The organism is Deinococcus wulumuqiensis R12, assembly GCF_011067105.1.
GTDB classification, from domain to species: Bacteria; Deinococcota; Deinococci; order Deinococcales; family Deinococcaceae; genus Deinococcus; species Deinococcus wulumuqiensis.
This window is the reverse complement of sequence record NZ_CP049357.1, coordinates 1,277,907-1,304,309: the sequence shown is the minus strand read 5'-3', so window position 1 is coordinate 1,304,309 and position 26,403 is coordinate 1,277,907. Positions and strand designations below refer to the sequence as shown.

At 66.1% G+C, this 26,403-nt stretch carries 22 protein-coding genes and 1 tRNA gene; 9 read left to right on the top strand and 14 right to left on the bottom strand.

What is annotated here, in order from left to right:
• Positions 1–27 precede the first annotated feature (27 nt).
• Both G6R31_RS06420 and G6R31_RS06415 read right to left on the bottom strand, forming a co-directional pair.
• On the bottom strand, positions 28–774 hold the full coding sequence (locus tag G6R31_RS06420; RefSeq protein WP_017870800.1) for a metallophosphoesterase: 747 nt from the start codon (positions 772–774) through the stop codon (positions 28–30).
• A 132-nt stretch (positions 775–906) separates the two neighbouring features.
• Positions 907–983: transfer RNA gene (locus G6R31_RS06415), tRNA-Pro, on the bottom strand.
• A 150-nt stretch (positions 984–1,133) separates the two neighbouring features.
• Between G6R31_RS06415 and G6R31_RS06410 the strand changes: the two genes are divergently transcribed.
• The 3 genes from G6R31_RS06410 (at position 1,134) to G6R31_RS06400 (ending at position 3,842) form a co-directional block, all read left to right on the top strand.
• Positions 1,134–2,282 carry a butyrate kinase gene (locus G6R31_RS06410; RefSeq protein ID WP_017870799.1) on the top strand — a complete coding sequence of 383 codons (1,149 nt, stop codon included), beginning with the start codon at positions 1,134–1,136 and terminating at the stop codon, positions 2,280–2,282.
• A complete protein-coding gene (locus G6R31_RS06405) occupies positions 2,282–2,662 on the top strand; it encodes a hypothetical protein (protein WP_017870798.1) in 381 nt (126 codons plus the stop codon). Before G6R31_RS06410 ends, G6R31_RS06405 begins: the two co-directional genes overlap by 1 nt.
• A 64-nt stretch (positions 2,663–2,726) precedes the next feature.
• A complete protein-coding gene (locus tag G6R31_RS06400) occupies positions 2,727–3,842 on the top strand; it encodes a prephenate dehydrogenase (RefSeq protein ID WP_017870797.1) in 1,116 nt (371 codons plus the stop codon).
• A 65-nt stretch (positions 3,843–3,907) separates the two neighbouring features.
• On the opposite strand, the gene murA is transcribed toward G6R31_RS06400, so the two are convergent.
• Entirely contained in the window at positions 3,908–5,188 is a 1,281-nt protein-coding gene (gene murA / locus G6R31_RS06395) for a UDP-N-acetylglucosamine 1-carboxyvinyltransferase (RefSeq protein WP_025567098.1), read from the bottom strand.
• 591 nt (positions 5,189–5,779) lie between these two features.
• Between murA and G6R31_RS06390 the strand changes: the two genes are divergently transcribed.
• From G6R31_RS06390 to recJ, 3 genes are all read left to right on the top strand, one after another.
• Positions 5,780–7,042: an outer membrane protein gene (locus G6R31_RS06390; protein ID WP_017870795.1), complete on the top strand. Its 1,263-nt coding sequence runs from the start codon at positions 5,780–5,782 to the stop codon at positions 7,040–7,042.
• A 96-nt stretch (positions 7,043–7,138) separates the two neighbouring features.
• A complete protein-coding gene (locus tag G6R31_RS06385; protein ID WP_017870794.1) occupies positions 7,139–7,483 on the top strand; it encodes a hypothetical protein in 345 nt (114 codons plus the stop codon).
• 65 nt (positions 7,484–7,548) lie between these two features.
• Positions 7,549–9,591 carry a single-stranded-DNA-specific exonuclease RecJ gene (gene recJ / locus G6R31_RS06380; protein WP_152423665.1) on the top strand — a complete coding sequence of 681 codons (2,043 nt, stop codon included), beginning with the start codon at positions 7,549–7,551 and terminating at the stop codon, positions 9,589–9,591.
• Between the two features lie 133 nt (positions 9,592–9,724).
• Here recJ and G6R31_RS06375 read toward each other — a convergent pair whose 3' ends face one another.
• The 5 genes from G6R31_RS06375 to hemE all read right to left on the bottom strand — a co-directional run bounded on the left by G6R31_RS06375 (position 9,725) and on the right by hemE (position 16,978).
• Positions 9,725–10,939, bottom strand: a complete 1,215-nt coding sequence (locus G6R31_RS06375) for a toxic anion resistance protein (RefSeq protein WP_017870792.1) — start codon at positions 10,937–10,939, stop codon at positions 9,725–9,727.
• Between the two features lie 227 nt (positions 10,940–11,166).
• Positions 11,167–12,522, bottom strand: coding sequence for a protoporphyrinogen oxidase (gene hemG / locus G6R31_RS06370; RefSeq protein WP_017870791.1), 1,356 nt, complete (start codon positions 12,520–12,522; stop codon positions 11,167–11,169).
• Positions 12,523–12,812: 290 nt separating this feature from the next.
• Entirely contained in the window at positions 12,813–13,772 is a 960-nt protein-coding gene (hemH, locus tag G6R31_RS06365; RefSeq protein ID WP_025567887.1) for a ferrochelatase, read from the bottom strand.
• Positions 13,773–13,847: 75 nt separating this feature from the next.
• Positions 13,848–15,671 (bottom strand): dihydroxy-acid dehydratase, encoded by a 1,824-nt coding sequence (ilvD, locus tag G6R31_RS06360; RefSeq protein WP_017870789.1) that lies wholly within the window; start codon positions 15,669–15,671, stop codon positions 13,848–13,850.
• Positions 15,672–15,796: 125 nt separating this feature from the next.
• Positions 15,797–16,978, bottom strand: a complete 1,182-nt coding sequence (gene hemE, locus G6R31_RS06355; RefSeq protein WP_152423659.1) for a uroporphyrinogen decarboxylase — start codon at positions 16,976–16,978, stop codon at positions 15,797–15,799.
• Positions 16,979–17,125: 147 nt separating this feature from the next.
• On the opposite strand from hemE, the gene G6R31_RS06350 reads away from it, so the two are divergent.
• The gene (locus tag G6R31_RS06350; protein WP_017870787.1) at positions 17,126–17,863 is read left to right on the top strand and encodes a hypothetical protein; all 738 of its coding nucleotides are present in this window, start codon (positions 17,126–17,128) and stop codon (positions 17,861–17,863) included.
• Positions 17,864–17,929: 66 nt separating this feature from the next.
• On the opposite strand, the gene G6R31_RS06345 is transcribed toward G6R31_RS06350, so the two are convergent.
• The 3 genes from G6R31_RS06345 to G6R31_RS06335 are packed head-to-tail and all read right to left on the bottom strand — an operon-like array spanning position 17,930 to position 19,606.
• Positions 17,930–18,748, bottom strand: coding sequence for a flagellar hook assembly protein FlgD (locus G6R31_RS06345; RefSeq protein ID WP_017870786.1), 819 nt, complete (start codon positions 18,746–18,748; stop codon positions 17,930–17,932).
• 55 nt (positions 18,749–18,803) lie between these two features.
• Complete coding sequence (locus tag G6R31_RS06340) at positions 18,804–19,235, bottom strand: hypothetical protein (RefSeq protein WP_017870785.1); 432 nt, start codon at positions 19,233–19,235, stop codon at positions 18,804–18,806.
• Positions 19,232–19,606 (bottom strand): hypothetical protein, encoded by a 375-nt coding sequence (locus G6R31_RS06335; protein WP_017870784.1) that lies wholly within the window; start codon positions 19,604–19,606, stop codon positions 19,232–19,234. Before G6R31_RS06335 ends, G6R31_RS06340 begins: the two co-directional genes overlap by 4 nt.
• A gap of 95 nt (positions 19,607–19,701) precedes the next feature.
• On the opposite strand from G6R31_RS06335, the gene G6R31_RS06330 reads away from it, so the two are divergent.
• Both G6R31_RS06330 and G6R31_RS06325 read left to right on the top strand, forming a co-directional pair.
• Positions 19,702–21,156: a glycoside hydrolase family 13 protein gene (locus G6R31_RS06330; RefSeq protein WP_026138750.1), complete on the top strand. Its 1,455-nt coding sequence runs from the start codon at positions 19,702–19,704 to the stop codon at positions 21,154–21,156.
• A 332-nt stretch (positions 21,157–21,488) separates the two neighbouring features.
• Entirely contained in the window at positions 21,489–22,709 is a 1,221-nt protein-coding gene (locus tag G6R31_RS06325; protein WP_164993970.1) for a transposase, read from the top strand.
• A gap of 362 nt (positions 22,710–23,071) precedes the next feature.
• On the opposite strand, the gene G6R31_RS06320 is transcribed toward G6R31_RS06325, so the two are convergent.
• The 3 genes from G6R31_RS06320 to G6R31_RS06310 all read right to left on the bottom strand — a co-directional run bounded on the left by G6R31_RS06320 (position 23,072) and on the right by G6R31_RS06310 (position 26,188).
• A complete protein-coding gene (locus G6R31_RS06320) occupies positions 23,072–23,842 on the bottom strand; it encodes an LEM-3-like GIY-YIG domain-containing protein (RefSeq protein ID WP_017869961.1) in 771 nt (256 codons plus the stop codon).
• A gap of 7 nt (positions 23,843–23,849) precedes the next feature.
• Positions 23,850–25,670, bottom strand: coding sequence for a translation elongation factor 4 (lepA, locus tag G6R31_RS06315; protein ID WP_017869960.1), 1,821 nt, complete (start codon positions 25,668–25,670; stop codon positions 23,850–23,852).
• 95 nt (positions 25,671–25,765) lie between these two features.
• Positions 25,766–26,188 (bottom strand): RidA family protein, encoded by a 423-nt coding sequence (locus G6R31_RS06310; RefSeq protein ID WP_017869959.1) that lies wholly within the window; start codon positions 26,186–26,188, stop codon positions 25,766–25,768.
• Between the last annotated feature and the right edge of the window lie 215 nt (positions 26,189–26,403).

The window sequence follows — 26,403 nt, the reverse complement described above, 5'->3', positions numbered from 1 at the left end:
GTTCTCTTTGCTGCGCTGCCGGGTGGCTTACTGAGCTGCCGGGTGGTCGGGCGAAGGGGAGAGCGGGGGTGCGCCGCCGGTGTCGAGCAGCAGTTTGGGCCGGAAACGCAGACCGTCGGCGGCGACCAGATGTGCCGGAATGCCGCCCACATGCTTCATCGCCCGTTCGGGCGCCACGCCGTGCAGGTGGCCGTACACCACCACGTCGGGTCGGGCCGCCGTGACGACCTTCGTCAGCGGGTTGGCCGGGTACGGCGGCGAGGCGGGCGGGTAGTGCAGCATCAGGATGAAGTGGTCGCCCGGCTGCCGCAGCCGCTCGGCGGCCCCCACGCTCAGGCTCAGGCGCTCGGCTTCGCGGGCCAGCAGCCGCTCGTCCTCGGCGCCCAGCGGTTCGTGTCCGGGGGTCAGCCAGCCGCGTGAGCCGCCGATCACCACGTTGCCGAGTCTGACCGCGTCGTTGACCACCGCGACCTGGTCGGGGGGCAGCGCGGCGCGGAGCTTGCTGGCGGTGGGCCACCAGTAGTCGTGGTTGCCGCGCAGCAGCACCTTGGTGCCGGGCAGGTCGCTCAGCAGCCGCAGGTCGCTCAGCGCACCGTCGAGCCGCATGGCCCACGACAGGTCGCCGGGCAGCAGCACCACGTCTTCCGGACGCACCTGCTCGCGCCAGTGGTCCCAGATCGCCTGCGGGTGCCCGGCCCAGCCCGGCCCGAACACGGTCATCGGTTTGGGCTGCGCCGTGGACAGGTGCAGGTCGGCAATGGCGAACACGCGCATGGGGGTCAGAATACAGAGGACAGAGAAAGGCGACGGGCAGAGAGGCGGGAATCAGAAAAAGACGGAAGGCGGTGGAGGGGGGGCCGATGAAAAAACCTCCCACCCGTTTCCGGAGGGAGGCTTTTTTCGCTGTGGTCGGGGCGAGAGGATTCGAACCTCCGACCCCGTCGTCCCGAACGACGTGCGCTACCAGGCTGCGCTACGCCCCGTCTCGACCACAAACTCCGCCCCTGCATTCAGAGGCAGGGGGTAGTGTACGCGCGGTTTTCCGCAGGTGTCAAGGTCCGGCAGGCGGGCAGGGGCAGCCACAGAACACGGGCATGGCAATTTGTTCGGACCTGCACTACGCTGGCGTGTCTATGATCGCGCACGTCATCAACCCGGGGATCAGTGGCGTCAAGCTCGCCTGTGCGGTGATCGAGCCGGGCCAGAATCCGGCATTTCCCAGCCAGTTGCGGGTGACCCTGACCCGTGAAGAACTGCCGCTGGAGACGGCGCCCGACGAACTCGGTCTGGAGGCCCTGACGCAGCGCATCCTGGAGCAGACCGCCGCCTGGCCTGCGCCCGACGCGGTGGTGGGGCGCGGCGGGCTGATGGGCCGGGTGCCTGCCGGGACCTATCACGTCACCCCCGAACTCGCGCACTACGTTCTCGACAACGTCTGCGGCTCGCCGCCCGCCGACGACCCCAGCCCCGGCCTGGGAGCGCCGCTCGCGCTGCGGGTGGCCCAGGCGCGGGGCGTGCCCGCCTACATCGTGGACCCGCAGAGTGTGGACGAACTCTTGCCCGAGGCCCACATGACCGGGGTGCCCGGCGTGCGCCGCGAGGCCCGCTTTCACGCGCTTAACGCCCGTGCGGTGGCCCGCCGCGCCGCCTACGAGGTCGGTAAACAGTTTCGTGAGGCCCGGGTGGTGGTCGCGCACCTCGGGGCCACCACCAGCGTCACGGCGTTCGATCAGGGCCGCGCCATCGACACCACCGGCACCGCCCCCGACGGCGGCCCGATGGGAGCGCGGCAAAGTGGGCCGCTGCCCACCCGCGCCGTCCTGCGGCTGCTCCAGACACACACCGAGCCGGAGTTGCTGCGGCTGCTCACGCGCGGCAGCGGCTTTTTCGCCCTGACCGGAACCGCCGACCTCAGCGAAATCGAGCGCCGCCAGGAACAGGGGGAGGACCCCGTGGCGCAGACTGCCATCGCCGCCTTCGTTCACCAGGTCTGCAAGGCCATCGGGGAACAGACGGCGGCGCTGCCGGGGCGCCCGGACGCGGTGGCGCTGACCGGCGGCATCGCCCGCTGGGACGCGGTGGTGGACCGCATCGAGCGCCGCCTGGCCTGGATCGCGCCCTTTGTCGTGCTGCCGGGCGAACTCGAACTCGAGGCGCTGGCCGAAGGCGCGGGGCGGGTGCTGCTGGGCCTGGAAGGGGTACGCGAATGGACCCCGGAAGGTGTGACCCTGCGGCCCCCCACGCCGCTGGTGCAGGCGCCGGGCAGCGGAGAGGAGAGCTGATGGCGCGCCGCGCCGGTCGTGCCCACACGGCGCACGAGCCGATCCGGGCGACGAGCATGTGGCGGGTGGATCAGGTGTTTCTGGCCCGGCGCGGACAGCGCATCGAAGTGATCTGTTCGCTGGTCAATGACCGGGGCGGCGACCTGCGGCACCTGAGCGTCGTGGCCCCCACCGACGACCCCGGCGAAGCCGTGCGGCACGCGGCGCGGTTCGTGGCAGGGAAGGGCAACGTGTTCTCGGCGTGGCACGCCCGGGTGCGCTGGGCGCGTGAACAGCTCACGACGCTGCAAGACGAGCTGATCCGTGACGCGCAACTCGAAGACGCTTTTCAGGACGAGTTCGAGGAGACGCTGGCGGCGGTGCGCGACCGCCTGCGCTAAGCCCCCCCGGCTTGACCGGACAGACCGCTCCGCAGCAGGACGGGCGCGTGTTAGCCTCCCCGCCATGACCGACGCCACGCCCCGGCCACCCTCCGTCTTGTTCGAACAGGTCGTGGTGGCCGGGGTGGGCCTGATCGGGGGCAGCGTGGCGCTGGGTCTGCGCGAGCGTGGGCTGGCCCGGCGCATCGTGGGCCTCGACCCCAGCCCCGACGCCCTGCGTGAAGCCGAGGCCCTCGGGGTGGTGGATGAGGTGCGCTCACGGCCCGGCGAGTGGCTCCGTGAGGCCGATCTGGTGGTCCTCGCCGCCCCGATGCGGGCGCTGGCGCCGCTGGCCGCCGAACTGGCCCCGTTGATCGGCCCGGCGGCCCTCGTCACCGATGTCGGCAGTGTCAAGTCGGGCATTGCCGCTGAGTTACAGGCCCTCGGGGTCCGCAACTTCGTTCCCGGGCACCCGATGGCCGGCAGCGAACGTGGCGGCGTGACCCACGCCCGCGCCGCGCTGCTGGAAAACGCCGTCTGGGTGCTCACCCCCACCGAGTACACGCCGCTGACCGCCCTGACCCGCATGCGTTCTCTGGTCGAAGCACTGGGCGCCGCGCCCGTCGTGATGCCGCCCGAGGCCCACGACGGCCTGGTCGCCACCATCAGCCACCTGCCCTACCTTGCCAGCCTCGCCCTGACCCACATGGTGGCCCGTGACGAGCGCCTGAGCCTGCTTGCCGCCGGGGGGTTTCGTGACCTGACGCGGGTGGCGAGCGGAGACCCCGTGATGAGCCGCGACATGGTGATCGAAAACCGCGCCGCGCTGCGGGAGGCCCTGGGCCGGTTCCGCACCCAGCTCGAGCGCCTCGAAGCCGATCTCGACGACCCCGAGGAACTGCTGGCCGCCGCGCACGAGGGCAAACGCACCCGCGACAGCCTGCCGGTGGTGCGCCGCAGCCTGCTGCCCCTGCGCCACGACCTCGTGGTGGTCCTGTCCGACCGCCCCAACCAGATCGGCGCCGTGACCCAGGCACTCGGGGCCGAGGGGGTCAACATCAAGGACATCGAGGTGCTCGCCATCCGTGAGGACGGCGGGTCGCTGCGCCTGGGACTCGAATCTCCGGAGGACACGGCCCGCGCCGCCGCCATTTTGCGCGGGGCAGGCTTCGAAGTGCGGGGTCGGGGAGCGGGCGCCTGACCTTCAGGCAACGGAGAGGGGGGCCGTGCATGATTCGCACGGCCCCCTCTCTTTTCCGTTTTCGCTCAGTCGTCGGCGGCGAGCACCGACTCGGTCTGCGTCACCTGGGCACCGATGCCGCGCAGCCGCTCGGCGAGGCGCTCGTAGCCCCGGTTGAGGTACTGCACGCCGTCGATGACGGTTTCTCCCTCGCAGGTCAGCCCGGCGATGAACAGGGCGGCGCCCGCCCGCAGGTCGGCGGCCTTGACCGGGGCCGCGTGCAGAGTGCCGCCCTGAATGACCTGGGTGTAGCCGCTGACGGTGATGGTGGCCCCCATGCGGTGCAGCTCGGCCACATGCGTCAGGCGGTCGGGGTACACCGGGTCCTGAATCACGCTGGTGCCGGGAACCGTGGCGAGCAGCGCACTCATCTGCGGTTGCAGGTCGGTGGGAAAGCCGGGGTAGCTCTGGGTGGTCACGTTGACCGGCTTCAGTTCACGGTCGCGGGCATCGACGATCATCCGGTTGCCGTCTTCCAGAATGTCCACGCCCATCTCGGCGAGCTTGCTCGTCACGGCCCGCAGGTGGTCGGGGCGCACGTTGGTCAGCGTGAGCTGCGAGCGGGTGGCGGCGGCCAGCATCATGAAGGTGCCTGCTTCGATGCGGTCGGGAATCACGGTGTACTCGCCGCCGCGCAGGGCCTTCACGCCGTGGATGGTGATCGTGTTGGTGCCCGCGCCCTCGATTCGTGCGCCGAGGACATTGAGGAACTCGATCACGTCCACCACGTCGGTGTCGATAGAGGCGTTTTCCAGGATCACGGTGCCCTCACCCAGCGCCGCCGCCAGAATCGCGTTGTGGGTGCCGCCCACCGTCAGCAGCTCGAACACGAAGCTGCCGCTCAGGCTGCCCTCGCGCCGCGCGAAGAAGTTGCCGCCGTCCTCGGTGACTTCAGCGCCCAGCGCCCGCAGCGCCTTGACATGCTGATCGACCGGGCGCGGTCCCCAGGCGCAGCCGCCGGGCATGCTTACGGTGGCGGTCCCGGCACGGGCCAGGATGGCCCCGAGCACGATGAAGCTCGCCCGCATCTTGCTGACCAGCGCGTAGGGCGCGTCCGTGTTCAGGATCTCGGGGGTGTGCAGGGTCAGGCTGTTGGGGCCGACCCAGGCATGCCGGGTCCCGAGGTGATGCATCAGTTCCAGAATCGTGTACACGTCCGAAAGGCGCGGAACGCCATGCAGCGTGACCGGCTCACTGGAAAGCAGCGTGGCGACGATGATGGGCAAGGCCGCGTTCTTGCTGTGCTGAACAGCGATTTCGCCGCTCAGTTGGCGGCCTCCGGTGACGTGGAGTGGAGTCAGTTGCATGGCAATTCCTTTGAAGACGCGGTGCGGCGGCCTGATCAGAAGGCAAGGGACGGCGACCGGAAAAGACGTGAAGAAGGACGGGTCCAGGCTCGGGTCCCACTGTTCCACACTGCGGCCTTCAGCCTGCTGATGCGGGGAGTGGAACGCTAGACGGGTGTATCTTACACATGCTACTCAAGGTGTGTCCAGCGACCGGGGGCCTAAGCCTAGGTCTAAATTGGTCTTTATTGAGGTCCAGAGCGTTCGGCTCCAGCGTCCGGACCAAGCGACCCTTTCGTACATCTACGCTGTCCCTGGCGACCTCGGTTTCTCATGAGTCCTGAAGATGAATCGCCAGTCCGAATCCTCATCGAAATGCGTAACGGTGCCGTCCCTGAGAGGAATAGAGGGGGCACATTTAAACCCTGGCTCTTATCATTCAATCCACATAATTGAGTTGTCAAGGAAGTTTTCGACCTTTTTGGGGTTCTTTTCTCCTCACAGACCAGCCGATTTTCACAGGATACTCATGACGGGTCTCTACCGTGTCGAGAGGAGCTGAAAACGGTTCGGAACACATCTGATCCTCTTCAGCCGCTCAAGGAGAACCCCATGCGAAAGACCCTCGTGATTTCCTCCATCCTGGCTCTGGGCCTCGGCGCTGCCAGCGCTCAGACCGCGGCCCCCGCGACCACCACCGCTGCTACTCAGGTGACGCAGTTCAGCGACGTGCCCGCCGGTCACTGGGCCAAGGACGCCGTTGACCGCATCACCCAGTGCGGCCTGATCCAGGGCTTCCCCGACGGCACCTTCCGTGGCAACGAGAACCTGACCCGTTACCAGGCCGCCCTGATTTTCTACCGCATGCTCAGCACCAACGCGCTGTCGACCTGCGGCCTGAGCCAGGGTGACATGACTGTCGTCATGAACGGCATGCAGGAAGTGAGCACCGAGCTGGCCGCCATCGCCACCCGCGTGGGCGACCTGGAGCGCGTGACCGCCGACCAGACCGCTCGCCTCGCGGCCCTCGAAGAGCGCATCAACGGCATGGCCACCGGCGCTGCCAGCCAGGACGTGACCGCCCTGACCGCCCGTGTCGATGCGCTGGAAGCTGCCGTGCGCAACATCCCCGCCGGCCCCCAGGGTCCTCAGGGCCCCGCCGGCCCCCAGGGTCCTGCCGGTCCTCAGGGCCCCGCCGGTCCCCAGGGTCCTGCCGGCACTGGCACCGTCTCCACCACCGACACCACGACGACCACCACCACCACCGAAGCGCCTGTCACCAACACCGGCACCACTGTGGTGATCGGTGACGTGACCCCGACCGTGGACACCGCGATGGGCAACCTGTATGCCGGCGTGACCGTGGGTGCCAAGCAGGGCATCACCACCCCCGCTCAGAGCCGCTGCATCAACAAGCTTGATCGTCAGGGCGACAACCGCGTGGACTACTGCGTCGAAGTGGGCGGTGTCGTGGGTGCCAAGAGCGTCTTCGGTCCCCTGGGCGCTCGCGTGTCCGCTGCCTACCAGCCTGCCTGGAACGGCGTGAGCGCCGACGTGGCCGCCACCGGCAGCTTCGACGTGGCCGACAACTTCGGCGTGTACGCTGGTGCGGGTCTGGGTATCACCAACAGCCGCACCCGTGCCAGCAACGGCAGCTCCGCCGTGAGCGGCAGCCAGACCGACCCCTACGCTCTGGGTCTGGTCGGCGTCGAGTACCGCGTGAACAACAGCATCGCCGTGTTCGCCGAAGGCAACGGCCGCTACTACCTGAGCAACAGGGGCATGGGCACTGGTCTGACCCCCGCTGCCACCTACGACAGCAAGCAGAAGGGCTTCAACATCGGCGGCAAGGCCGGCCTGAAGTTCTTCTTCTAAGTCTCTCGTAGACTCAGAGCCCCCTCCCCGTGAGGGGGTTTTTGCTGTTGTGGCCTTTATCCGGATGGTGCGGCGAGCTTGCGTTAGACTCACGGAATGCGCGTCATGCCGTTTGTTCAAGTGCTTTGCCTGCTGGCGCTGCTCGCTTATCTGCTGCTGGTGGGGTTGGAAAATCCCGGCATGGTTCGGCTGCCTCTTCCGCTGGGGCGAGGAGAAATGCTGCTCTCGACAGGATGGGCCGTCTCGCTGTTCGCCCTGCTTGGGGGCGGGTACATGTTGCTGCTGCTGCTGCCGCCCGTGGTGCGCGGCTCGCTGCGCCAACGCAAAGAGGGTCGGGAGCGGCGGCTGCTCGAACGTCGTCTGACCGAAACGCTGGGGGCGCGGGTGGCCCTGCCCGGCTCGCCCGGTCCCGAGACCACTGTCGCCCGGGGTGAGGAGTGAAACGTGACCTCCAGACCCGGTGGGTTCTGGCTGCTCCGGCCAGCCGGGACGTTCTGCTGGCAACCATGCGTGAGTGGCAGGTGTCGCCTGCGGTGGCGCAGGTGCTGTGCAGCCGCGACCTACGAACGGAGCTGCTGGCCGCCCCGCTGGAACTGACACCCAACCCGGCGCTCCGTGAGGCAGCCCGGCGCATCGTCGCGGCGGTGCAGGCGGGGCAACGCATTCGTATTCACGGGGACTACGACGCCGATGGCGTCAGCGCCACCGCGACCCTGGTGCTGGGACTGCGCGAGATCGGGGCGAACGTGCACGGCTTTATCCCCCACCGGCTGAACGAGGGGTACGGCATTCACCCTGACCGGGTGCCCGAACATGCCGCCGCCGCCGATCTGGTGGTGACGGTGGACTGTGGAGTCTCCAACCTGGAAGAAGTGCGGGCGCTGCTGGCGTGCGGCACCGAGGTCGTGGTGACCGACCACCACGCGCCCGGTGAAAATTTTCCCGAGTGTCTGGTGGTTCACCCCCACCTGACGCCGGGCTATGACCCCGACCGCCACAACCTGACCGGAGCGGGGGTCGCGTATCACCTGCTGTGGGCCGTGTATGAAGCGCTGGGGCGGCCGGAGCCGCGCTCGCTGCTGCCGCTGGCGACCCTGGGCACGGTGGCGGACGTGGCGCCGCTGCTGGGGGAAAACCGGGCGCTGGTCCGGGCCGGACTGGAGGAAATGGCCCGCACCGAGCTGCCCGGTCTGCGGGCGCTGATGAACGAGAAGCGGGTGCGGCAGCCCACCGCGCGGGACGTGGCCTTTATCCTCGCGCCGCGCATCAATGCCGCCGGGCGGATGGGGGAAGCGGACCGGGCACTCGACCTGCTGACCACCCCCAGCGACCACGAGGCCAAGAGTCTGGCGGCCTACCTCGAAATCCGCAACCAGGAGCGGCGCAAGATTCAGGACGACATGTTCGCGCAGGCGCTCGAACTCGCTGACCCTGGCGACCCCGCGCTGGTGCTCACCCACGAGGACTGGCACGCGGGGGTGATGGGCATCGTGGCGAGCAAACTGGTGGACACCTTCTACCGGCCCGTGTACATCGTTGCGCAGGGCAAGGGGTCGGTGCGCTCCACACCCGGGATCAGCGCGGTGCAGGGGCTGCGGGAAAGCCAGGACCTGCTCAAGCGCTTCGGGGGACACCCGGGCGCGGCGGGGTTTTCACTGGACCCGGACAACTTCGGGGCGCTGCGCGAGCGGATTCACGGGTACGCCCGGCGTTTTCCGCTGCCTGCCCAGACGGTGCGCCTGGACGCGCCTCTGCTTCCGGCGGCGCTGACGCCCGACCTGCTGGGCGAACTGAGTGCGCTGGAACCCTTCGGCGAGGGCCACCCGCGCCCGCTGTGGCACCTGCGCGGTCCCCTGGCCGAGACCCGGCTGGTGGGCAAGCAGGGAGACGCCCTGCAATTCCGGCTCGGCGGCGTCAAGGGCATCAAGTACAGCGAGCGCGACGACTCGCCCGGTGAGCGGGACGTGGCGGCGGAACTCGCCCTCAACGAGTGGCGGGGCCGGACCTCACTGGAACTGCATGCCTCGGGCCTGCGCCCGTCGGCTCCCCTCGCACTTGCCGGAGCGGCGGAGGGGGCGGCGACTCTGGCGCGTCTCCATCCCCGTGAGGCGATGACGTTTCTGAAAACAGGGGCGGCCGCCTACGCCGCAAACGGGGTCGCCGCTTACCTGCGTGACAATGTGCCGGGACTGACCCTGCTGGACGTAAACGCCGCGCATCCCGGCGGAGAGCTGATTCTGTACGGCCTGCCCCCCGAGGCCACCCTGCGCCGCTGGCTGAGCGAGGCCCACACACAGGGTGGCCGGGTGTCCTTCGCGCTGGGGCCGAAAACCCTGGCCGAACTGGACGCCGCACTGACGCTGGCGAGCCTGCTCCCTGACCCCCGCAACGGGGCCGCGCAGGAAACCGCCGCCGACGCCTACCGCTGCTGGCAGTGGGCACACCATTACCGCGTGCTGGACGACGCGGGCTGGACCGCCTCGGTCTACGCGATGCTGGGCGTGGCCGCACCTGCGGCAGTGCGTGCCGGGGCAATGGCGCTGGCCTGATACGGATGCCGGTCAAATCGCGTTGAAAACACGGTGAAATCCGGCCAGCGGAACTGGCAAAGCTGCGAAGGAACAGAGACGGCGGGGGAATCAGTCCGAAGCCGTAGGAGGTGGGCGGCCCTGAGGTCAGCCCTCAGAGCTTCAGCTCGCCTTCCTGGGTCACATTCAGCCCCTGGGCGATTTCGCGGGACGCGTTCTGGCGTTCGCGGTCGAGGTAGTGCTGGGCGTGGCCCACTTCCTTGTCGAGGACGCGGATGGTTTCGCTGAAACGCTCCAGCGCCTGCTGGCGGTAGGTGCTGATGCTGTCGAGTGCGCCGTAGACCTCGCGGAAGGCGTTCTGGATGACCTGCGGGTCCACCGTGGCGCTGCCCGCCTGCTGCTGAATGGCGGTGGACTGCTGGCGCAAAAGCTGCGCGGTGGACGAAATCATCTTGCCGGTGGTGTCGTTGACCGCCGTGACCTGCCCTAGCACCGCCTGCTGCGTGCCGAGCGCCTGCGACACCATCAGCGCGGTTTTGAGGGCACTGACGGTGGTGGTCGTGGCGCGGTCCACGCCCTTGATGAGTTCCATGTTGTTGCGCCGCACGAGGTCCAGGGCGAGGTAGCCCTGGATGCTCACGGCAAGCTGCGTCATCAGGTCGGTCACGCGCTGGCGCACGGCAAAGAGGAGTTCCTCGGAGACGATGCGGGCTTTTTCCGGGTCGGTCTGGGCCAGTTGCGACAGTTGCGCGGTCAGCGCCTCGTCCACCGCCTTGCCGACGTGGGCGTACTGCCGCAGCTTTTGCATGGTTTCCCAGAGGTGGACTTTTTCCGTTTCAATCACGGCGTTGTCGCGTCGCAGTTCGTCCTGGCCCCGGTAGAGCGACTCCAGAATGCCGTTGAGATGCGCCTGCGCCGACTGGTACTTGTCGAGGTGGTTCTGCACTTTTTTCGCGCCCGGCAGCAGCCCGAACAGGCGGCGCGGCGTGGGCGTGCGGCTGGGGTCTAAGTCCTCGACGGTGCGCCGCAGGTCGGTCAGGCCCTTCAAAATGTCGCTGCCCTCGGCCAGTGCCCCGGCTTTGGTGGCCCGCAGGGGGCGGTCGAGCATCCGGTTGCTGCTCTGGGCGGCGGCGCGCTGCTCGGGGAGGCCGAGGTCATGCACCGCGTCGAGCTTGCGGCGGAACTCAGGCGAGTTGGTCCCCGCGCTCAGCACGTCCTGGGCAAAGGCGCGGGCCATCCCGTCGAGCCGCACCCGGTCTTCGGGCGAGAGCGGCACCATTTCGGGCGCTTCGGCGGCCTGGATACTCGGCACCGCGTCCGGGGCCTGGAGCATGGCGTCGGGGGGGGTGAGCAGGGGCCTGTCGGTCATATCTCCATTACGCGCCGGACAGGTGAGAAGTTGCATCCGGCAAAAGGGGGAGAAGCGGGGGGCAGCGGCAGCCTCATACGGATTCCGCTCGGATTGAATCTGGTAGTTTCAGATTCAATCGGAATCCGTATCATGGAGCGAAAAAGTGACCAGACGAAGCAAAATCCCCGCCCGACAGTCAATCGAGCAGGGGAGGGGAGCCGGGAACGTTGGCCTTTATCGGGGTATCACCCAGCCACGCCCAGCGCGGCCACCACGTCCCGCGCCGCCGTCCGGCCCGCGTTGACGCAGTCGGGAATGCCCACGCCCGTGTAACTCGCGCCCGCCACGCGCACATTCGGCGGCAGCGCGGCGCGAATGCGGGCGAGATGTTCCAGATGCCCCACCTGATAGGCCGGGTTTTTGCCGCGCCAGTCGGCATAGGCGTGCCACAGCGGTTCGCCCTGCGCCCCGAACAGACGCTCCACTTCGCGCACGGCTTCGGCGCAGGCCGTCTGCGGCTCCAGTTCCTTGAAAAAAACCCGCACCAGCACGTGTCCTTCGGGGGCACGTCCGTGCATCTTGGCCGAGTGGACGGTGATGGCCTTCATGTGAATGCCCTCGTCGGCGGCGACTTGCAGCCCGTGCAGGTGCATGTCGCGGGGGAACTGCCCCTCGCGGTAGGCCAGAATGACCGCCACCGAGCCGTTCGCCTTCAGTTCGCCGACCAGCGCGGAGGCTTTGGGAAAACTCTGGCGCAGCATCGGCGCGGCGTACCACGCGGGGGTGGTCAGGATGACGCCGCTCCCCGCGATTTTTTCACCGCCCGCAACCGTGACGCCGTCGGGGTGAACGGCCAGCACAGGTGTATTCAGCCGCACGTCGCCCGTCAGCTTCTCGGCCACGGCGTTCGCCAGCGTGGACATGCCGCCCCGGAACGACCCGAAAATCGGCCCCTGGGCGCGGGGTGTGGCGCGGCTGCCCGCGATGACGCTGCCATACTTCTGTTCCAGTGCGAGGAACTGCGGAAAGGCCGCCTTCATGCTGAGTTCGTGGGGGTTGGCAACATAGATGCCCGCCGCGAGGGGCACGATGAAATTCATGGCCTCCTCGCCGAAGCGCCGCGTGATGAAGGACGCCAGCGACTCGTCCTCATCAGTGGGGGGTTTGGGCGGGACGTGCTGCTCGTCCAGCATCCGCTTGAGGCCCTCGGGCGACAAAACACCGCTTTGCAGAAAGCTCTCGTCGTCCAGCGGCACGAACATTTTCAGGTTCTGCGGAAAGTCCAGCAGTTGCCCGCCGCGCAGGAAGTACAGCTTTTTGGTGTCCTCGCGGGGGTGAATCAGTTCCTCGCGCAGCCCGACCTCATGCGCGAGTTCCAGCGCCCAGGGCTTGCCCAGAATGAAGGCGTCGGCGGCTTTTTCCACCAGAAAGCCGTCTTCGGTGGGTTCGGACTGCACCTTGCCGCCGAAATAGTCGCCCGCTTCGAGCAGCACATACGGCACGCCGCGCTGCTGCAATTCCCACGCGGCGGCGAGGCCGGTCATGCCCGCGCCGACGACGATGGTGGGGAGCTGTTCAAGTTGGTTTTGTTGGGTTGTCATGGGCGGTTTTCCCCCTCCGACCCCTCCGGGGCCACCTCCCCTGAAAAGGGAGGCCACTGGCATGGTTTTTTCGGCTCCCTTGTGAGGGGAGCTGTCAGCAGAGCTGACTGATACGGATTCCGATTGAATCTGGTCGTTTCAGATTCAATCCGACTTGCAAAGCTGCGCAGCAGAGCGGATGCGAGTAGGAAAAAATACGGATTCTGCGATATGGATGCACAGGCGGCGCCTTCCCAACTGTATAGGCCCGACTGTGCAGGAATTAAGCAGAATCCGTATGAGGGGTGTCTTTACAGCGCAGCCGCCTTGCGCTCAATCACACTCGCCAGCGTCCCGATAAACAGCGGGTCGGTGTTCAGCGCGGGCGGGCGCACCAGCTTCATCCCCAGTTCCTGCGCGACTTCCTGCGCGGCGATGTCGATGTCGAAGAGGATTTCCACATGGTCGGACACGAAGCCCACGGGCACGCTGACCACCTTCTTCACGCCTTTTTCCGCCAGCGCCTCCAGATGCTCGTCGAGCTGCGGCCCCAGCCACGGCTCCGGGCTGCGGCCCGCCGACTGGTAGCTCCAGCTCCACTGGTCGTCTCGCAATCCGGCGTGCTGGGCCACCAGAGCGGCGCTTTCGAGCAGTTGCCTGGAGTAGGGGTCGCCTTCCTTTTCAATCCGCACGGGCAGCGAGTGGGCCGAGAGAACCACATGCACGTCGTCGCGCTCGCCTTCGGGCCACTGGGCGATGCCTTCGCGCACACGGTCTGCTAGCGCGGTGATGTAACCGGGTTCGGTGTGGTAGTCGTTGATGAACGCGAAGTCGATGTGCCCGTGGTACATCTTCAGGGCCGACTTGATTTTCTTCTGGTACTTCTCGACGCTGAGACTGGAGTAGTGCGGGGCCAGCACGATGGCGATGGCCTGTTCGATACCGTCGTCGAGCATGTCGCGCACGGCGTCCTCAATCCAGGGCGACCAGTGACGCATGCCGATGTACGCCTTGAGCGGGCGGCCCGTCGCTTCCAGTGCCTTCATGGTGGCGTCCACCTGCGCCTGCGTGAACTCGGGCAACGGCGATTTGCCTCCAATCTGGCGGTAGTTGTTGGTGATTTCGTCCAGAATGGCGCTGGAAGTCACGCGACCTGCACGGATGTCGGCCAAGTAACCGGCCATCTCGTCGAGGTTTTCGGGGCCACCGTAGGCCATGAAGAGGATGCCGAGGGGTTTTTGAGTGGATTGTTCAGGGATTGGGGTGGTCATGGGTACTCCTTGAGTTGCAGAAGGCAGATGGCAAAAGGCGTCAAGCCATCTGCTATCGGCCTTCTGCCATCTGCATCAGATATTCCGCACTGCCCCCCGCGCCGCGCTCGTCGTCATGGAGGCGTAGGCACGCAGGGCGGCGGTGATTTTGCGGGGGCGTTCCTCGGCGGGTTTGAAGCCGTGTTCCTCGGCCCTCAGGCGGCGGGCGGCGAGTTCGGCGTCACTGACGGCAAGGTGGATGGTGCGGTTCGGGATGTCGATTTCAATGGGGTCGCCTGTCTGCACCAGGGCGATGGTGCCGCCCTCCGCCGCTTCGGGCGAGACGTGGCCGATGCTGAGGCCACTGCTGCCGCCCGAGAACCGCCCGTCGGTGACGAGGGCACACGCCTTGCCCAGGCCCCTGGACTTGAGGTAACTGGTGGGGTACAGCATTTCCTGCATGCCGGGGCCACCGCGCGGACCTTCGTAGCGAATCAGCACGACCTCGCCTTCCACCACTCCGCCGCCCAGAATGCCGTCCACGGCGGTGTCCTGCGACTCGTAGACGCGGGCGGTTCCGGTGAATTTCAGGATGCTCTCGTCCACGCCAGCGGTCTTGACCACGCATCCGTCTTCCGCGAGGTTGCCGTACAGCACGGCGAGACCACCGTCGGGCGAGAAAGCGTGCTCGGCGTTGCGAATCACACCGCCCTCGCGGTCGGTATCAAGTTCCTTGTATCGGCGCGACTGGCTGAAGGCGAACACGGTGGGAATGCCGCCCGGCGCGGCGCGGTAGAACTCCTCGTGCTGGGCACTGCGTTTCACGTCCCACTCGTTCAGGGCGTCGGCCATCGTCGGGGCGTGGACGGTGCGGGCCTCGGCGTGCAGCAGCCCGGCGCGGTCGAGTTCGCCCAGAATCGCCATGATGCCCCCGGCGCGGTGAACGTCCTCCATGTGCACGTCGGCCTTGGCGGGCGCGACCTTGCACAGCACGGGCACGCGGCGCGACAGGCGGTCAATATCCGCCATCGTGAAGTCCACGCCCGCCTCGTGCGCGGCGGCGAGCAGGTGCAGCACGGTGTTGGTGCTTCCGCCCATCGCAATATCGAGCGTCATGGCGTTCTCGAAGGCGTCGAAGGTGGCGATGTTGCGCGGCAGCACCGAAACGTCGTCGCCCTCGTAGTAGCGCTTGGCGAGGTCCACGATGAGGTGGCCCGCCCGTTTGAACAGCGCCGCGCGGTCAGAGTGGGTCGCCAGGGTGGAGCCGTTGCCCGGCAGCGAGAGGCCCAGCGCCTCGGTCAGGCAGTTCATGGAGTTGGCGGTGAACATGCCCGAACAACTGCCGCAGGTGGGGCAGGCCGAGCGTTCGACCAGGTCGAGGTCTTCCTGGCTCACGTTGTCGTCGGCGGCCATCACCATGGCGTCCACGAGGTCGAGCGCGTGCTCACCGTCTTTCAGGCGCACCTTGCCCGCTTCCATCGGCCCGCCGGACACGAACACCACCGGAATGTTCAGGCGCAGCGCGGCCATCAGCATTCCCGGCGTGATCTTGTCGCAGTTGGAAATGCACACCATCGCGTCGGCGCAGTGGGCGTTGACCATGTATTCCACGCTGTCGGCGATGATTTCGCGGCTGGGCAGCGAGTACAGCATTCCGTCGTGGCCCATGGCGATGCCGTCGTCCACAGCGATGGTATTGAACTCCTTGGCGACCCCGCCCGCCTGATGAATTTCGGCGGCGACGAGTTGGCCGAGGTCCTTGAGGTGAACGTGCCCCGGCACGAACTGGGTAAACGAGTTGACCACGGCGATGATGGGCTTCTGAAAGTCGCCTTCCTGCATCCCGGTGGCGCGCCACAGGGCACGGGCCCCCGCCATGTTGCGGCCTTCGGTGGTGGTCTTAGAGCGGTATCTGGGCATGGGGTATTGTCCGTGATTTGGGGTCTGAGACGGGGGAAGTGTCTAAAAGGCAGATGGCAAAAGGCAGATGGCAGATGGCTAAAGGAGCTTAGGCGTCCGCTTTGGCCCGCCTTCTGCCATCTGCCTTAAGCCTTCTGCGTCCTTTCGTGCACGTACTCCGTCACCCGCATCACCGCGTCCATCGGCGTTTCGGGCAGCAGGCCGTGACCCACGTTGAAGATGTGGCCGGGGCGTCCGTTCGCTTCCGCCAGAATGCGGTCGGTCTGGTGCTTCAGTTCGCGCCAGGGCGCTTGCAGCAGCAGGGGGTCGAGGTTGCCCTGAATGCTCTGGCCCCTTTGCACCAGTCCCCACGCCTTGTCGAGCGGGGTGCGCCAGTCGGCGCCCATCACATCCGACCCCAGCGAAGCCATGTCGGGCATCAGGTGGGTGGCTCCGGTGCCGAAGTAGATGACGGGGACGCCCAGCGCCTTGACGCGCTCGATCAGGCGACCTGTGGCGGGTTTGACGAAGGTCTGGTAGTCGTAGATGCTCAGCGCCCCGACCCAGGAGTCGAAAATCTGCACCGCACTTGCGCCCGCCTTGACCTGTTCGGTGAGGTAGTCGGCGAGCAGCGCCTCGAATTTGCCCATCAGGCGTTCCCAGGCGGCGGGTTCGGCGTACATGAAGCGCTTGGTCTTTTCGTAGTTGCGCGAGCCTTTGCCCTCAATCGCGTAGCTGGCGAGGGTAAACGGCGCACCGACAAAGCCGATGAGCGGAATGCCCCGCGAGTTCAGTTCGGGGACGAGCAGGCGGATGCTTTCGGCGGTGTAGGGCATCGTCTCGGCGGTGGCGGGCACGCCGAGCATGTCCACGTCTTTGGTGGTCGTAATGGGGTTGTGAATGACGGGGCCGACGCCGCCCACGAAGTCCAGGCTCAGGCCCATGGTGGGCAGTGGGGTCAGGATGTCGTTGAACAGAATCGCGGCGTCCAGCGGAAACGCCCCCACGGGTTGCAGCGTGATTTCGGCGGCCAGGTCGGGCGTGCGGATGCAGTCGAGCATGGACTTTCCGGCCCGCAATGCGCGGTATTCGGGCATGTAGCGCCCGGCCTGCCGCATGAACCACACAGGCGTGTAATCGGCCTTCTCGCCGCGCGCCGCTTTCAGGAAGGCCGAGTTGCGCACCTTGGGGTCGAGTTCTGGCTTTTGCACCTGTGGGCGGCCTGGGACGCGGCCCACAGAGGGGTATTGGGCGGCAGGGTGCGCCGCGTCGGGCCTGGCCCCAGTCGGCTGATTTTCGGGGGCTTGTTCGGATTGAGGACGAGTCATCCTTCCCAGCTTACGCGGCGCTGGGGCGTGGAAAGTCCCGTACTGAACGGTCGGAAAGGCTGGGGGCGTCTAAGGGTCTGAGGGGCTCAGAAAGACGACCCCTCAGCTACTCACACTCCGTCAGCTTGGCAGCGGCAGCATGAGCCTATGCGCTTCTTCTGGCTCCTCCCGCTCCTCTTCGCCTCGCCCGCCGCTGCGCAGGTCAGCCTCGAATTGCAGCAGCTTCAGCCCGTGCTGGCGACCCAGCAGGCCAAACTGCGCCTCATCGTCTACAGCCCCAAAACCGTCACCTTGGACGGCTTTCGCGGCGACAGCGTGCCCTGCCCGCTGTTCAAGGTTTTTGATAAGGCAGGCGGGCCACCACTGATAGAGCGTTACCTGACCGCCGACTGCGACACGGGCGAGAAAACCACCTTTCAAGCAGGCAAAGCCCGCGTGTTCAGCGTCACCTTGCCCATGAAACTGAATCCCGGCCAGTACACCGCCATCCTGACCCTGCGAACCCAGCCGCCGCTGTATGCCAAGGCGAATGTCAACGTCGGGCCGGGGCCGTTCGTGACCGAACTGGTGTTTTCCAAGGCCAAGGCGGGGCAACCGCTGGACATACAAGTCGCCTCGCGCAACATCTGGCGCAGTGCGGTAGAGCGGGATATGCGGCTGTGCGGCGCGGGCCTACTCATTCGCAATGGCAACGGCAGGGTCGTCTACGACAGCAAGCCGGAAGGCACCGCCTGTACGACGGATTTGCAGCCTACGCTCGTCCCGTCGGGCGGCGTTCATCTGGAGCCGTGGCGGGGCCAATTGCCCGCGCTGCCCGCTGGAGATTACACGGCGCTGATGTGGCAGGCGGGCGAGAGCGCGGTGAAGCGGTTCACGGTGAAGTGAGGCAGGACAAACGTAAAGCCAGAGCGTCGGCCCTGGCTTTTCCTTTCGCCCCGTTGTCGCGGAGCTTTACTCCACGGTCACCCGGAAGTCGGCGGCGCGAATCAGGATGCCCGCGCCCCGGAACACGGCCCGAATGGTGTATTCCCCGGCGGGCACCGGCTGTCCGGCGGCGTCTTTGCCTTCCCAGCGGATTTTTTGCACTCCCTGGGTCTGACCGGGGGCCACGTCGGTCACGACGAGTTGCAGGGTGCAGATGGTGTTGGTGGGGTCGGTGCGCACGACTTCACCCGCCGCATTGACGACTTCGAAACGCACGTCACAGGCCCCGTGTTCGAGGTGGATGGCGCTGCTGCCCGTGTTGACGAGGTCGAAGCTCCAGGTGTTCGCCTCGCCTGCCCGCACGACCTGCGGCCCGCTGAGTTCGGCGCGGTGGGCCTGCGCCAGGGGAGCACCGTTGGTCGGGAGGGAGCTGTTCTGCGGCGCTGCTGGGTTCTGCGCGGCTGGGGTCTGGTTGCCGGAAGCGGGCGCCTCGGTCACGGTTCCGGGCTGGGTGCCGCCGCTGACCGGAACGCCACCGAAAGCCAGCACACCGGTCGGCAGGCCCGCCGCCGCGACCTGGGCAATGGCCTGTTCACGCGCCGCGTCGTCGGCCACTGTCAGGTTGAGGTAGCCCCGGTCGTCGAAGCCCACGCCGCGCAGGTTCACGCCTTTGAGCGCGCCGAGGGCGTCGAGCATTTGCCGGAAGGTGTAGCCCGAAGGGTAGACCTCGGAAGACGGGGCCGTCGAGGTCTGGGGCGTGGAGGTGGTGGTGGTCACGCTCTGGGCAGCGGTCTGGGCAGACGCGCCACCTGCGAGCAGGGCCAGGGTCAGCAGCAGGTTCTTCATGGAGTTACCTTGCCCGCTTCAGCCTGACGGGAGGTGAGGGGGAAGGGGCAGGGCATTAAGCGATGCCGTCTGCCGCGCCCAGTTCAGTCAGCCCCAGTTCAGCCAGCCATGTCTGCGCGGCGGCGGCGTCCAGCAATTTGGCCCCGCGCTCCGGAGGAAACCACGCGAGCAGCGCGGCGAGGTGGGCTTCCTGCGCCTCGCCGAAAATCACTTTGTGGTCGCCGTCGGCCAGATGCAGCAGGCCACTGGGGGTCAGACGGGTTTCAGTGCCGACGGGCAGCGCCTCGCCCAGCCACACCGCGTCCACCTCGGCGGCGTCGGCGGGGTTCAGGGTGCCGGGCAGACAGCCGTAATTGACTGGGGCGGGCAGCGGCTCGGTGCGGTAGGGCACGACCTCCCCATCCCGCCACACGAAGCGTTCGCGCTCGCCCAGCGTCCACTCCACCACGCCCAGCCATTCGGGGGTCGTGGGGGCCGGAGAACTCACGGCTGGACCTCGTACAGTTCGACCTGCCGCAGCACCGTGCCGCCGAAACTCAGCACGGCGCGGTAGGCCCCCTTGCCTGTCGCGGGCAGACGCAGGGCGGCGCTGCGGGTGTCGGCGTCCAGATACACGCTGTCGGTGCCGAGTTCGCGTGCGCCGTCGAACCAGTGGGCGGTCAGGTAGCCGGGTTCCAATCGTCCGTCCAGCGTGACCGCCAGCACCAGCGCGTCGCCCTCGCGTTTCAGCTCGGCCTGGGTGATGCGGGTGGGCAGCGACACCTGCACGGGCGGCGGAATCAGCGGCACGAAGTTGAAGCGGCAGCCGCCGAGCAGGGGAGAGGCGAGCGCGAGGGCCAGCAGAACGGGGCGCTTCATGTCGCCCCAGTATGGCGGCCCCCCGGCTGAGAAAGCCCCGCGTCCGACTGCCGTCAGACCTGCGTGACGCGCTGGCCGCTATGCTGCGCCCCGCCATGTCCGAGTTCGGTTCTTCTTCCGCGCCTGTCACCCCCGAATGGGTCACGGGCGCCGTCTTCTACCAGATTTTTCCTGACCGGTTCGCCCGCTCGGGCCGCGTGACCGGCCTGAACCTGCAAGCCTGGGGCAGCCCCCCCACCCTTCACGGCTACATGGGCGGCGACCTGTGGGGCGTAGCGGAAAAGCTCGATTACCTCGTCAGTCTGGGCGTCAATGCCCTCTATTTCTGCCCGGTGTTCCAGTCGGCTTCAAATCACCGCTACCACACCCACGACTATTTTCAGGTGGACCCCATGCTCGGCGGCAACGAGGCGCTGCGGCACCTGCTCGACGAGGCGCACGCACGCGGCATCAAGGTGGTGCTCGACGGCGTGTTCAACCACGCCAGCCGGGGCTTTTTTCAGTTCAACGACCTGCTCGAACACGGCGAGGCGAGTGCCTACCGCGACTGGTTCCACGTGACCGGCTGGCCGCTGAGCGCCTACGACGAGGACCGGCCCGCCAACTACGCCGCGTGGTGGGGAATGCGGGCGCTGCCCAAGTTCAATACGGAGCACCCCGCCGTGCGCGAGTTTCTGCTGAGCGTGGCCGAACACTGGATGAAATTCGGCATCGACGGCTGGCGGCTCGACGTGCCGAACGAAATCGACGACGACGCCTTCTGGCAGGAGTTTCGCCGCCGGGTCAAGGCCATCAACCCCGAGGCCTACATCGTGGGCGAACTCTGGGGCGACGCCGGGCGCTGGCTGGCGGGCGACCAGTTCGACGCCGTGATGAACTACCACTTCACCCGCCCCTGCCTGGGCTTTTTCGGGGCGCGGACCCTCGACCATCCCATGAACGAGCGCAGCGGCACCGGACGGGTGGACCCCATCGACGCCGCCGCGTTCGCCGCCCGCATGGACGAGGTCACCCGGATGTACCACCCCGAAGTCGTGCGCGTGCAGCTCAACCTGCTCGACTCGCACGACACCGCCCGCTTCCTGACCGCCGTGGGCGGTGACACGTCGGCGCACCGGCTGGCGCTGGCTTTCCAGTTCAGCTACGTCGGCGCCCCCTGCCTGTACTACGGCGACGAAATCGGGTTGCCCGGCGGCGTGGACCCCGACTGCCGCCGCGCCTTTCCCTGGGACGAGCCGGGGCAGTGGGACCGCACCACCCTCGAACTCGTGCGCAGGCTGACGGCGGCGCGGCACAGTTCACGGGCGCTGCAACGCGGCACCTTCGAGGTGTTGCACGCACACGGGGAACAGGTGTCGTTCGCCCGCCGCCACGAGGGAGAGGCCGCCTACGCAGCGTTCAACTGCGCCCTGGACGCGGCCCCGGTTCCCGTGCCTGCCCAGCCGGGCCGGTACCGCGACGTGCTGACGGGTGCGGTGCATGACCTGCACGAAGGCTCGGTGCTGACGCTGCCCGCCCGCACCGGGGCGCTGCTGCTGCGCGAGGACTAGAGCATTTGACAAAAAGACGCAACGTCTTTTTGGCGAGCGGACTGGGACAGCTCCGCAGGAGAGAATGGAGTGATGCGGGGTGCCGTTCCGCGCATCACGTAATTCGGAGAACTGCTCTAAAGCCTTGAGCGCCCCGCGTCCAGTGGCCGGGGCGTGCTGTCCTACACGACCCGGCAGCTCACGTACCACCACTGAAAAAACCGACCAGCCGCAGCCCGTCGGTTTCTTCTCCAGAGTGTCTTATCAATGGTGCGGACAGTTTCGAGGGGGTAAAGGAGAGATCTCCGGTACGGTGAGGTTGAAATGACTTCACGCACAGGAGACCTGCTTCGATGTTACTGATTCTGCTGACCCTTTTGGCCCTGCCCGCCCATCAACATCGTTTTTTTGCTGCACTCATTCCGCTTTGGCAAGCCATTCCCGGTCGGATCAACGCCAGGAATTTCAGCCGCTACAGCGGCTGGAACGAACGAACGCTCCGTCGCTGGTTTCAGAAGACCTTGCCGTGGGCGGAGTTGCACTGGGGTCTGCTACAACTCTTGGTCCGACTGGGCGTGTTGGAGGGGCGCTTCATCCTGGCCCTGGATGCCAGCTTCGTTCCCAAGTCGGGCAAGCACACTCCGGGGTTGGGGGCCTTCTGGAACGGTGCATTGCACCGTTCCGAAACTGGGTTGGAGCTGTCGTGTCTGGCGCTGCTGAGCTGGTCGGGCCATCATGCGTTTCCTGTCCATGTACAACAAACTCAGCCACGTGGACAAAAGGCCGACCGCCTCGAACAGTACCTGGATCAGCTGGTCTCTTTCCTGGAGCAGCGCCGGACCTGGTTAGCCCGGCATCTCCGCGTGGTGGTCGCGGATGGTCAGTACGCCAAGACGATGTTTATGGACGCTGTAAGTCGCGAAGGCTACGCCTTCGTGACCAAAATGCAGTGCAACGCCAACCTGCTTTACCCCTTTACTGGCGCACACCCCAAGCGGCGGGGAGGCCGGCAGAAGTGGGCCGGGAAAGTCGATTTCATCAACTTTGATGGGTGGGCCCGTGTGCCGGGTGAGGACCGGGAACGGGTGTGGACGCGCGTCGTGTGGGCACCCCGTTACGCGCGGCTTCTCCGGGTCGTGGTCATCCAGAACGTAGACCGACGCGGCAAGGTAAAGGGGCACGTGGTGCTGTGCAGCACCGATCCGACGCTGCCAGCGGAGCAGATTCGGGCACTGTACAGTGCCCGGTTCAGGCTGGAATTTGTGTTCCGGGACGCCAAGCAGTTCGCGGGGTTGAACACGTGTCAGCTTCGCCGCACCATCGCGTTGGAAAACCACTGGAATGCCGCCTTCTTTGCGCTGAGTCTGGGACGGGCAGAGGTCTTGCTCGAAGAGGCAGGACGCCTCCAGCGTCCTGTCTCCCAGATGATGTTCTCCTACGAAGACATCAAACGACGGGCCTACAACCGGCTCTTTGCCCGCCGAATTCTTCGCAATCTCGGTCTTGAGGCACGATTCCACGAGTTAGAGAAACATCCGTCCAGGCCGCTCGACCTTGGCGTCAAAGCCGCCTAAAACTGTCCGCACCATTGCTTATACGGATTCCGATTGAATCTGGTAGTTTCAGATTCAATCCGACTTGCAAAGCTGCGCAGCAGAGCGGATGCGAGTAGGAAAAAATACGGGTTACGCGATATGGATGCACAGGCAGGGCTTTCCCGACTGTGCAGGAATGAAGCGGAATCACCTCGGGTGCGGCGGCAAATGAGTGTTCAACCGAGGCCCAAACCATGTTGTGGGGGACCTTTTGCTCGGCGCTGTGGAAAGCGGTCGGAAGTGAAATCTATCCGGCGAGGGGGGACATTCACGCGATGAAGAGGGCGGGACTGGAAGGCGGAGACCGCTCCCGCGCTCTGCACGGCATTTTTTCCTTCCCACTACCGCGAACCTCGCCGCACCCGAGGTGAATCCGGATAAGCAATCGGATTTTGCGAGTGCTTGGAGAAATAAGCTGCCACGGAGTGATAGAGATAACGGCGCCTGACCTCTTCCGGGGCAACGTGTCCGACAAATTCCCACCGCTGCGGGTCACTGACCTCTTCGGCAGGGCGGGTCTGGTAGGGAGTTTGGCCTGCCGGGTGCCATGACTCGGTGGTATACACCTCACGCACGACACCTTCAAAGACCGCCAGCGCGTATTTCACTTCCTGCTGACGCCATTTCGCCACTTTCCAGATGCCCCGTGTGGCCTCGTATAACTCCTGCGCGGGCATCCCGTGCCAGTAGAGCTTGTTGATCCGGATCAGCATCACCGGGTCGGTAATCACGGCTGGCGGCGCGGCGTAATAACTCACCAGTTCTCCAAGCGAGCGGCGTCCAGAGCGCACACTTTGCCAGCCCCTCACCAGATTGGACAGGGAATCCATGCGCAGGAGATCGATGGCCGCCGCCTCGATTCGGTAGGCGGTGGCTTCGTCTGGGAGGCCGTGGGCCAGAATGTCGATTCTCGGCGACAGGTGCGCTTGACGGAGTTCGGACAGGATTTGCGCCTTGCGTGACTCGCCTACCGCCGACAGATGCGAAAGAACGCGCTGGCCCTGGCCTTTGCCCACATAGAAGATTTGCTCCGTCCTGGGGTCTACGTACAGATAGACGTAGTGGCCCAGATGCTCGGCGACTTCCGGCGGAATGCGGGTTTCCGTTTCCACAACCTGCTTACTCCTCCGTACTCAGCACTGCCAGGAAGGCTTCCTGCGGCACCTCCACCGTGCCGAACTGCTTCATGCGGGCGCGGCCCTTCTTCTGCTTTTCCAGCAGTTTCTTTTTGCGCGAGATGTCGCCGCCGTAGCACTTTGCCAGCACGTCCTTGCGGTACGCCTTGACGGTGGCGCGGGCGATGATTTTGGCGCCGATGACGGCCTGTACCGGCACCGGGAACATCTGCCGGGGAATGACTTCGGCCATCTTGTCCACGATTTTGCGCCCCAGCGAGTAGGTCTTGGTTTCGTGGACGATGACGGCGAGGGCGTCGATGACCTCGTTGTTCACCATGATGTCCACCTTGCGCAGGTCGCCTTCGCGGTAGCCGAGCTGCTCGTAGTCCATGCTGGCGTACCCGCGCGAGATGGATTTGAGGCGGTCGTGGAAATCGTAGAGAATCTCGGCGAACGGCACCTCGTAGACCAGTTCCACGCGCTTGCCGACATAGTTCATCGTCTGCATGGCGCCCCGGCGCTCCTGCAGGAGCTGCATCACCGGCCCCACGTAGTCCTCGGGCAGCATCACCGAGAGCTTGATGTACGGTTCCTCGACCATTTCGATGCGGTCACGGGTGGGAAACTCGGCGGGGTTTTGCGTCTCAAAAATCTCGCCGTTGGTGAGCGTGACGCGGTAGACGACGGCGGGCGCAGTGGCGATCAGGTCGAGGTCGTACTCGCGCTCCAAACGCTCCTGAATGATTTCGGCGTGCAGCAGCCCCAGAAAGCCGCAGCGGAAGCCGAAGCCCAGCGCCTCGGAGGTTTCCGGCTCGAAGGAAAAGGCGGCGTCGTTGAGCTTGAGCTTTTCCAGCGCGTCGCGCAGCTTGCGGTAGTCCTCGGTGTCGGTGGGGTACAGGCCCGAAAACACCACCGGCTGCGCGGGCTTGAAGCCGGGAAAGGCTTCGTCGGTCTGCCGGTCGCGTCCGGTGAGGGTGTCGCCCACCTGCGCGTCTTGAATGTCCTTGATGCCGGCGGCCACCCAGCCCACCATGCCCGCCGAGAGTTCCTCCCCCACGACCAAGCCGGGGCTGAAGGTGCCGACCTTGTCCACCTCGAAGTTCTTGCCCGCGTTCATCAGCCGCACGCCGTCTTTGGCCTTCATGGTGCCCTCGAGCACCCGCACGAACAGAATCACGCCCTGGTAAGCGTCGAAAAACGAGTCGAAAATCAGCGCCTTGAGAGGTGCAGCGGGGTCGCCGGGGGGCGGGGGAATGCGCTCGACCACCGCTTCCAGAATCTCGGGAATACCGATGCCCGATTTGCCGGACGCCCGCACCGCGCCCTCGGCGGGAATGCCGATGACTTCCTCCAGCTCTCGGGCAGCGCTCTCGGGGTCGGCGGCGGGCAGGTCGATTTTGTTGATGACCGGGATGATTTCGAGGTTGTTGTCGATGGCGAGGTAGGCGTTGACGATGGTCTGCGCTTCCACCCCCTGCGAGGCGTCCACGAGCAGCAGCACGCCCTCGCAGGCGGCCAGCGAACGCGAGACCTCGTAGTTGAAGTCCACGTGGCCGGGAGTATCGATCAGGTTGAAGACGTACGATTCGCCATTGTCCCGAACATAATTCAACCGGATGGGCGTGGACTTGATGGTGATGCCACGCTCGCGCTCCAGTTCCAGCGTGTCGAGCGTCTGGTCGCGCTTGTCACGCTCGCCCATCGCGCCGAGTTTTTCGAGAATGCGGTCGGCCAGCGTGGACTTGCCGTGGTCCACATGCGCGATGATGGAAAAGTTGCGGATGCGTGCGGTCGGGTTGGGGTCGGGGGGGCCTGCGGTCACATCCTTCAGTGTAGCCGACACAGCAACTTCCCGGCTTCCAACCCTCCGCAGCAGGAGCGGGCAGGGTTCAGTGGGCTGGGTTCAGTAGGCAGGGGTCAGCGGGCGGCCACGCACTCGATTTCGACGTTGGCGTTCAGGGCGAGGTCTGCGCCCCCGAAGGTGGAGCGCACCGGGTACGGGCGGCGCATCCACGACCCGTAGACCTCGTTCATGGCGGCGAAATCTTTCATGTCGCGGAGCATGACCATGCATTTGACGAGGTGCTCGCGGCGGTAGCCCTGCCGGGTCAGCGTCGCCTCGATGTTGCTCAGGGCCTGGAGGGTTTCGGCGCGGACGCCGCCCGGCACGAGCTGGCCCTGTGCGTCCAGTCCAAGCTGGCCCGACAGGTAGAGGGTTTGCCCCACCTGAACGGCTTCGGAAAACGGCAGGGTGCCCGAGGACGGCACCGATTTGACCGGCCCCCCGGTCAGGGTGCACGACGCGAGCAGGCAGGGCAGCAGGAAGAGGGCAGGTTTCATGCTCTCACCTTACTGATACGGATTCCGATTGAATCTGGTAGTTTCAGATTCAATCCGAGCGGATGCGAGTAGGAAAAAATACGGATTCCGCGATATGGATGCACAGGCGGCGCTTTCCCGACTGTGCAGGAATTAAGCGGAATCCGTATGAGAACGTGCAAAGTTGGTATCAGGTCTCCTGTACCGACTGGGGCTGAGCTGTGAGCCATGGGCGA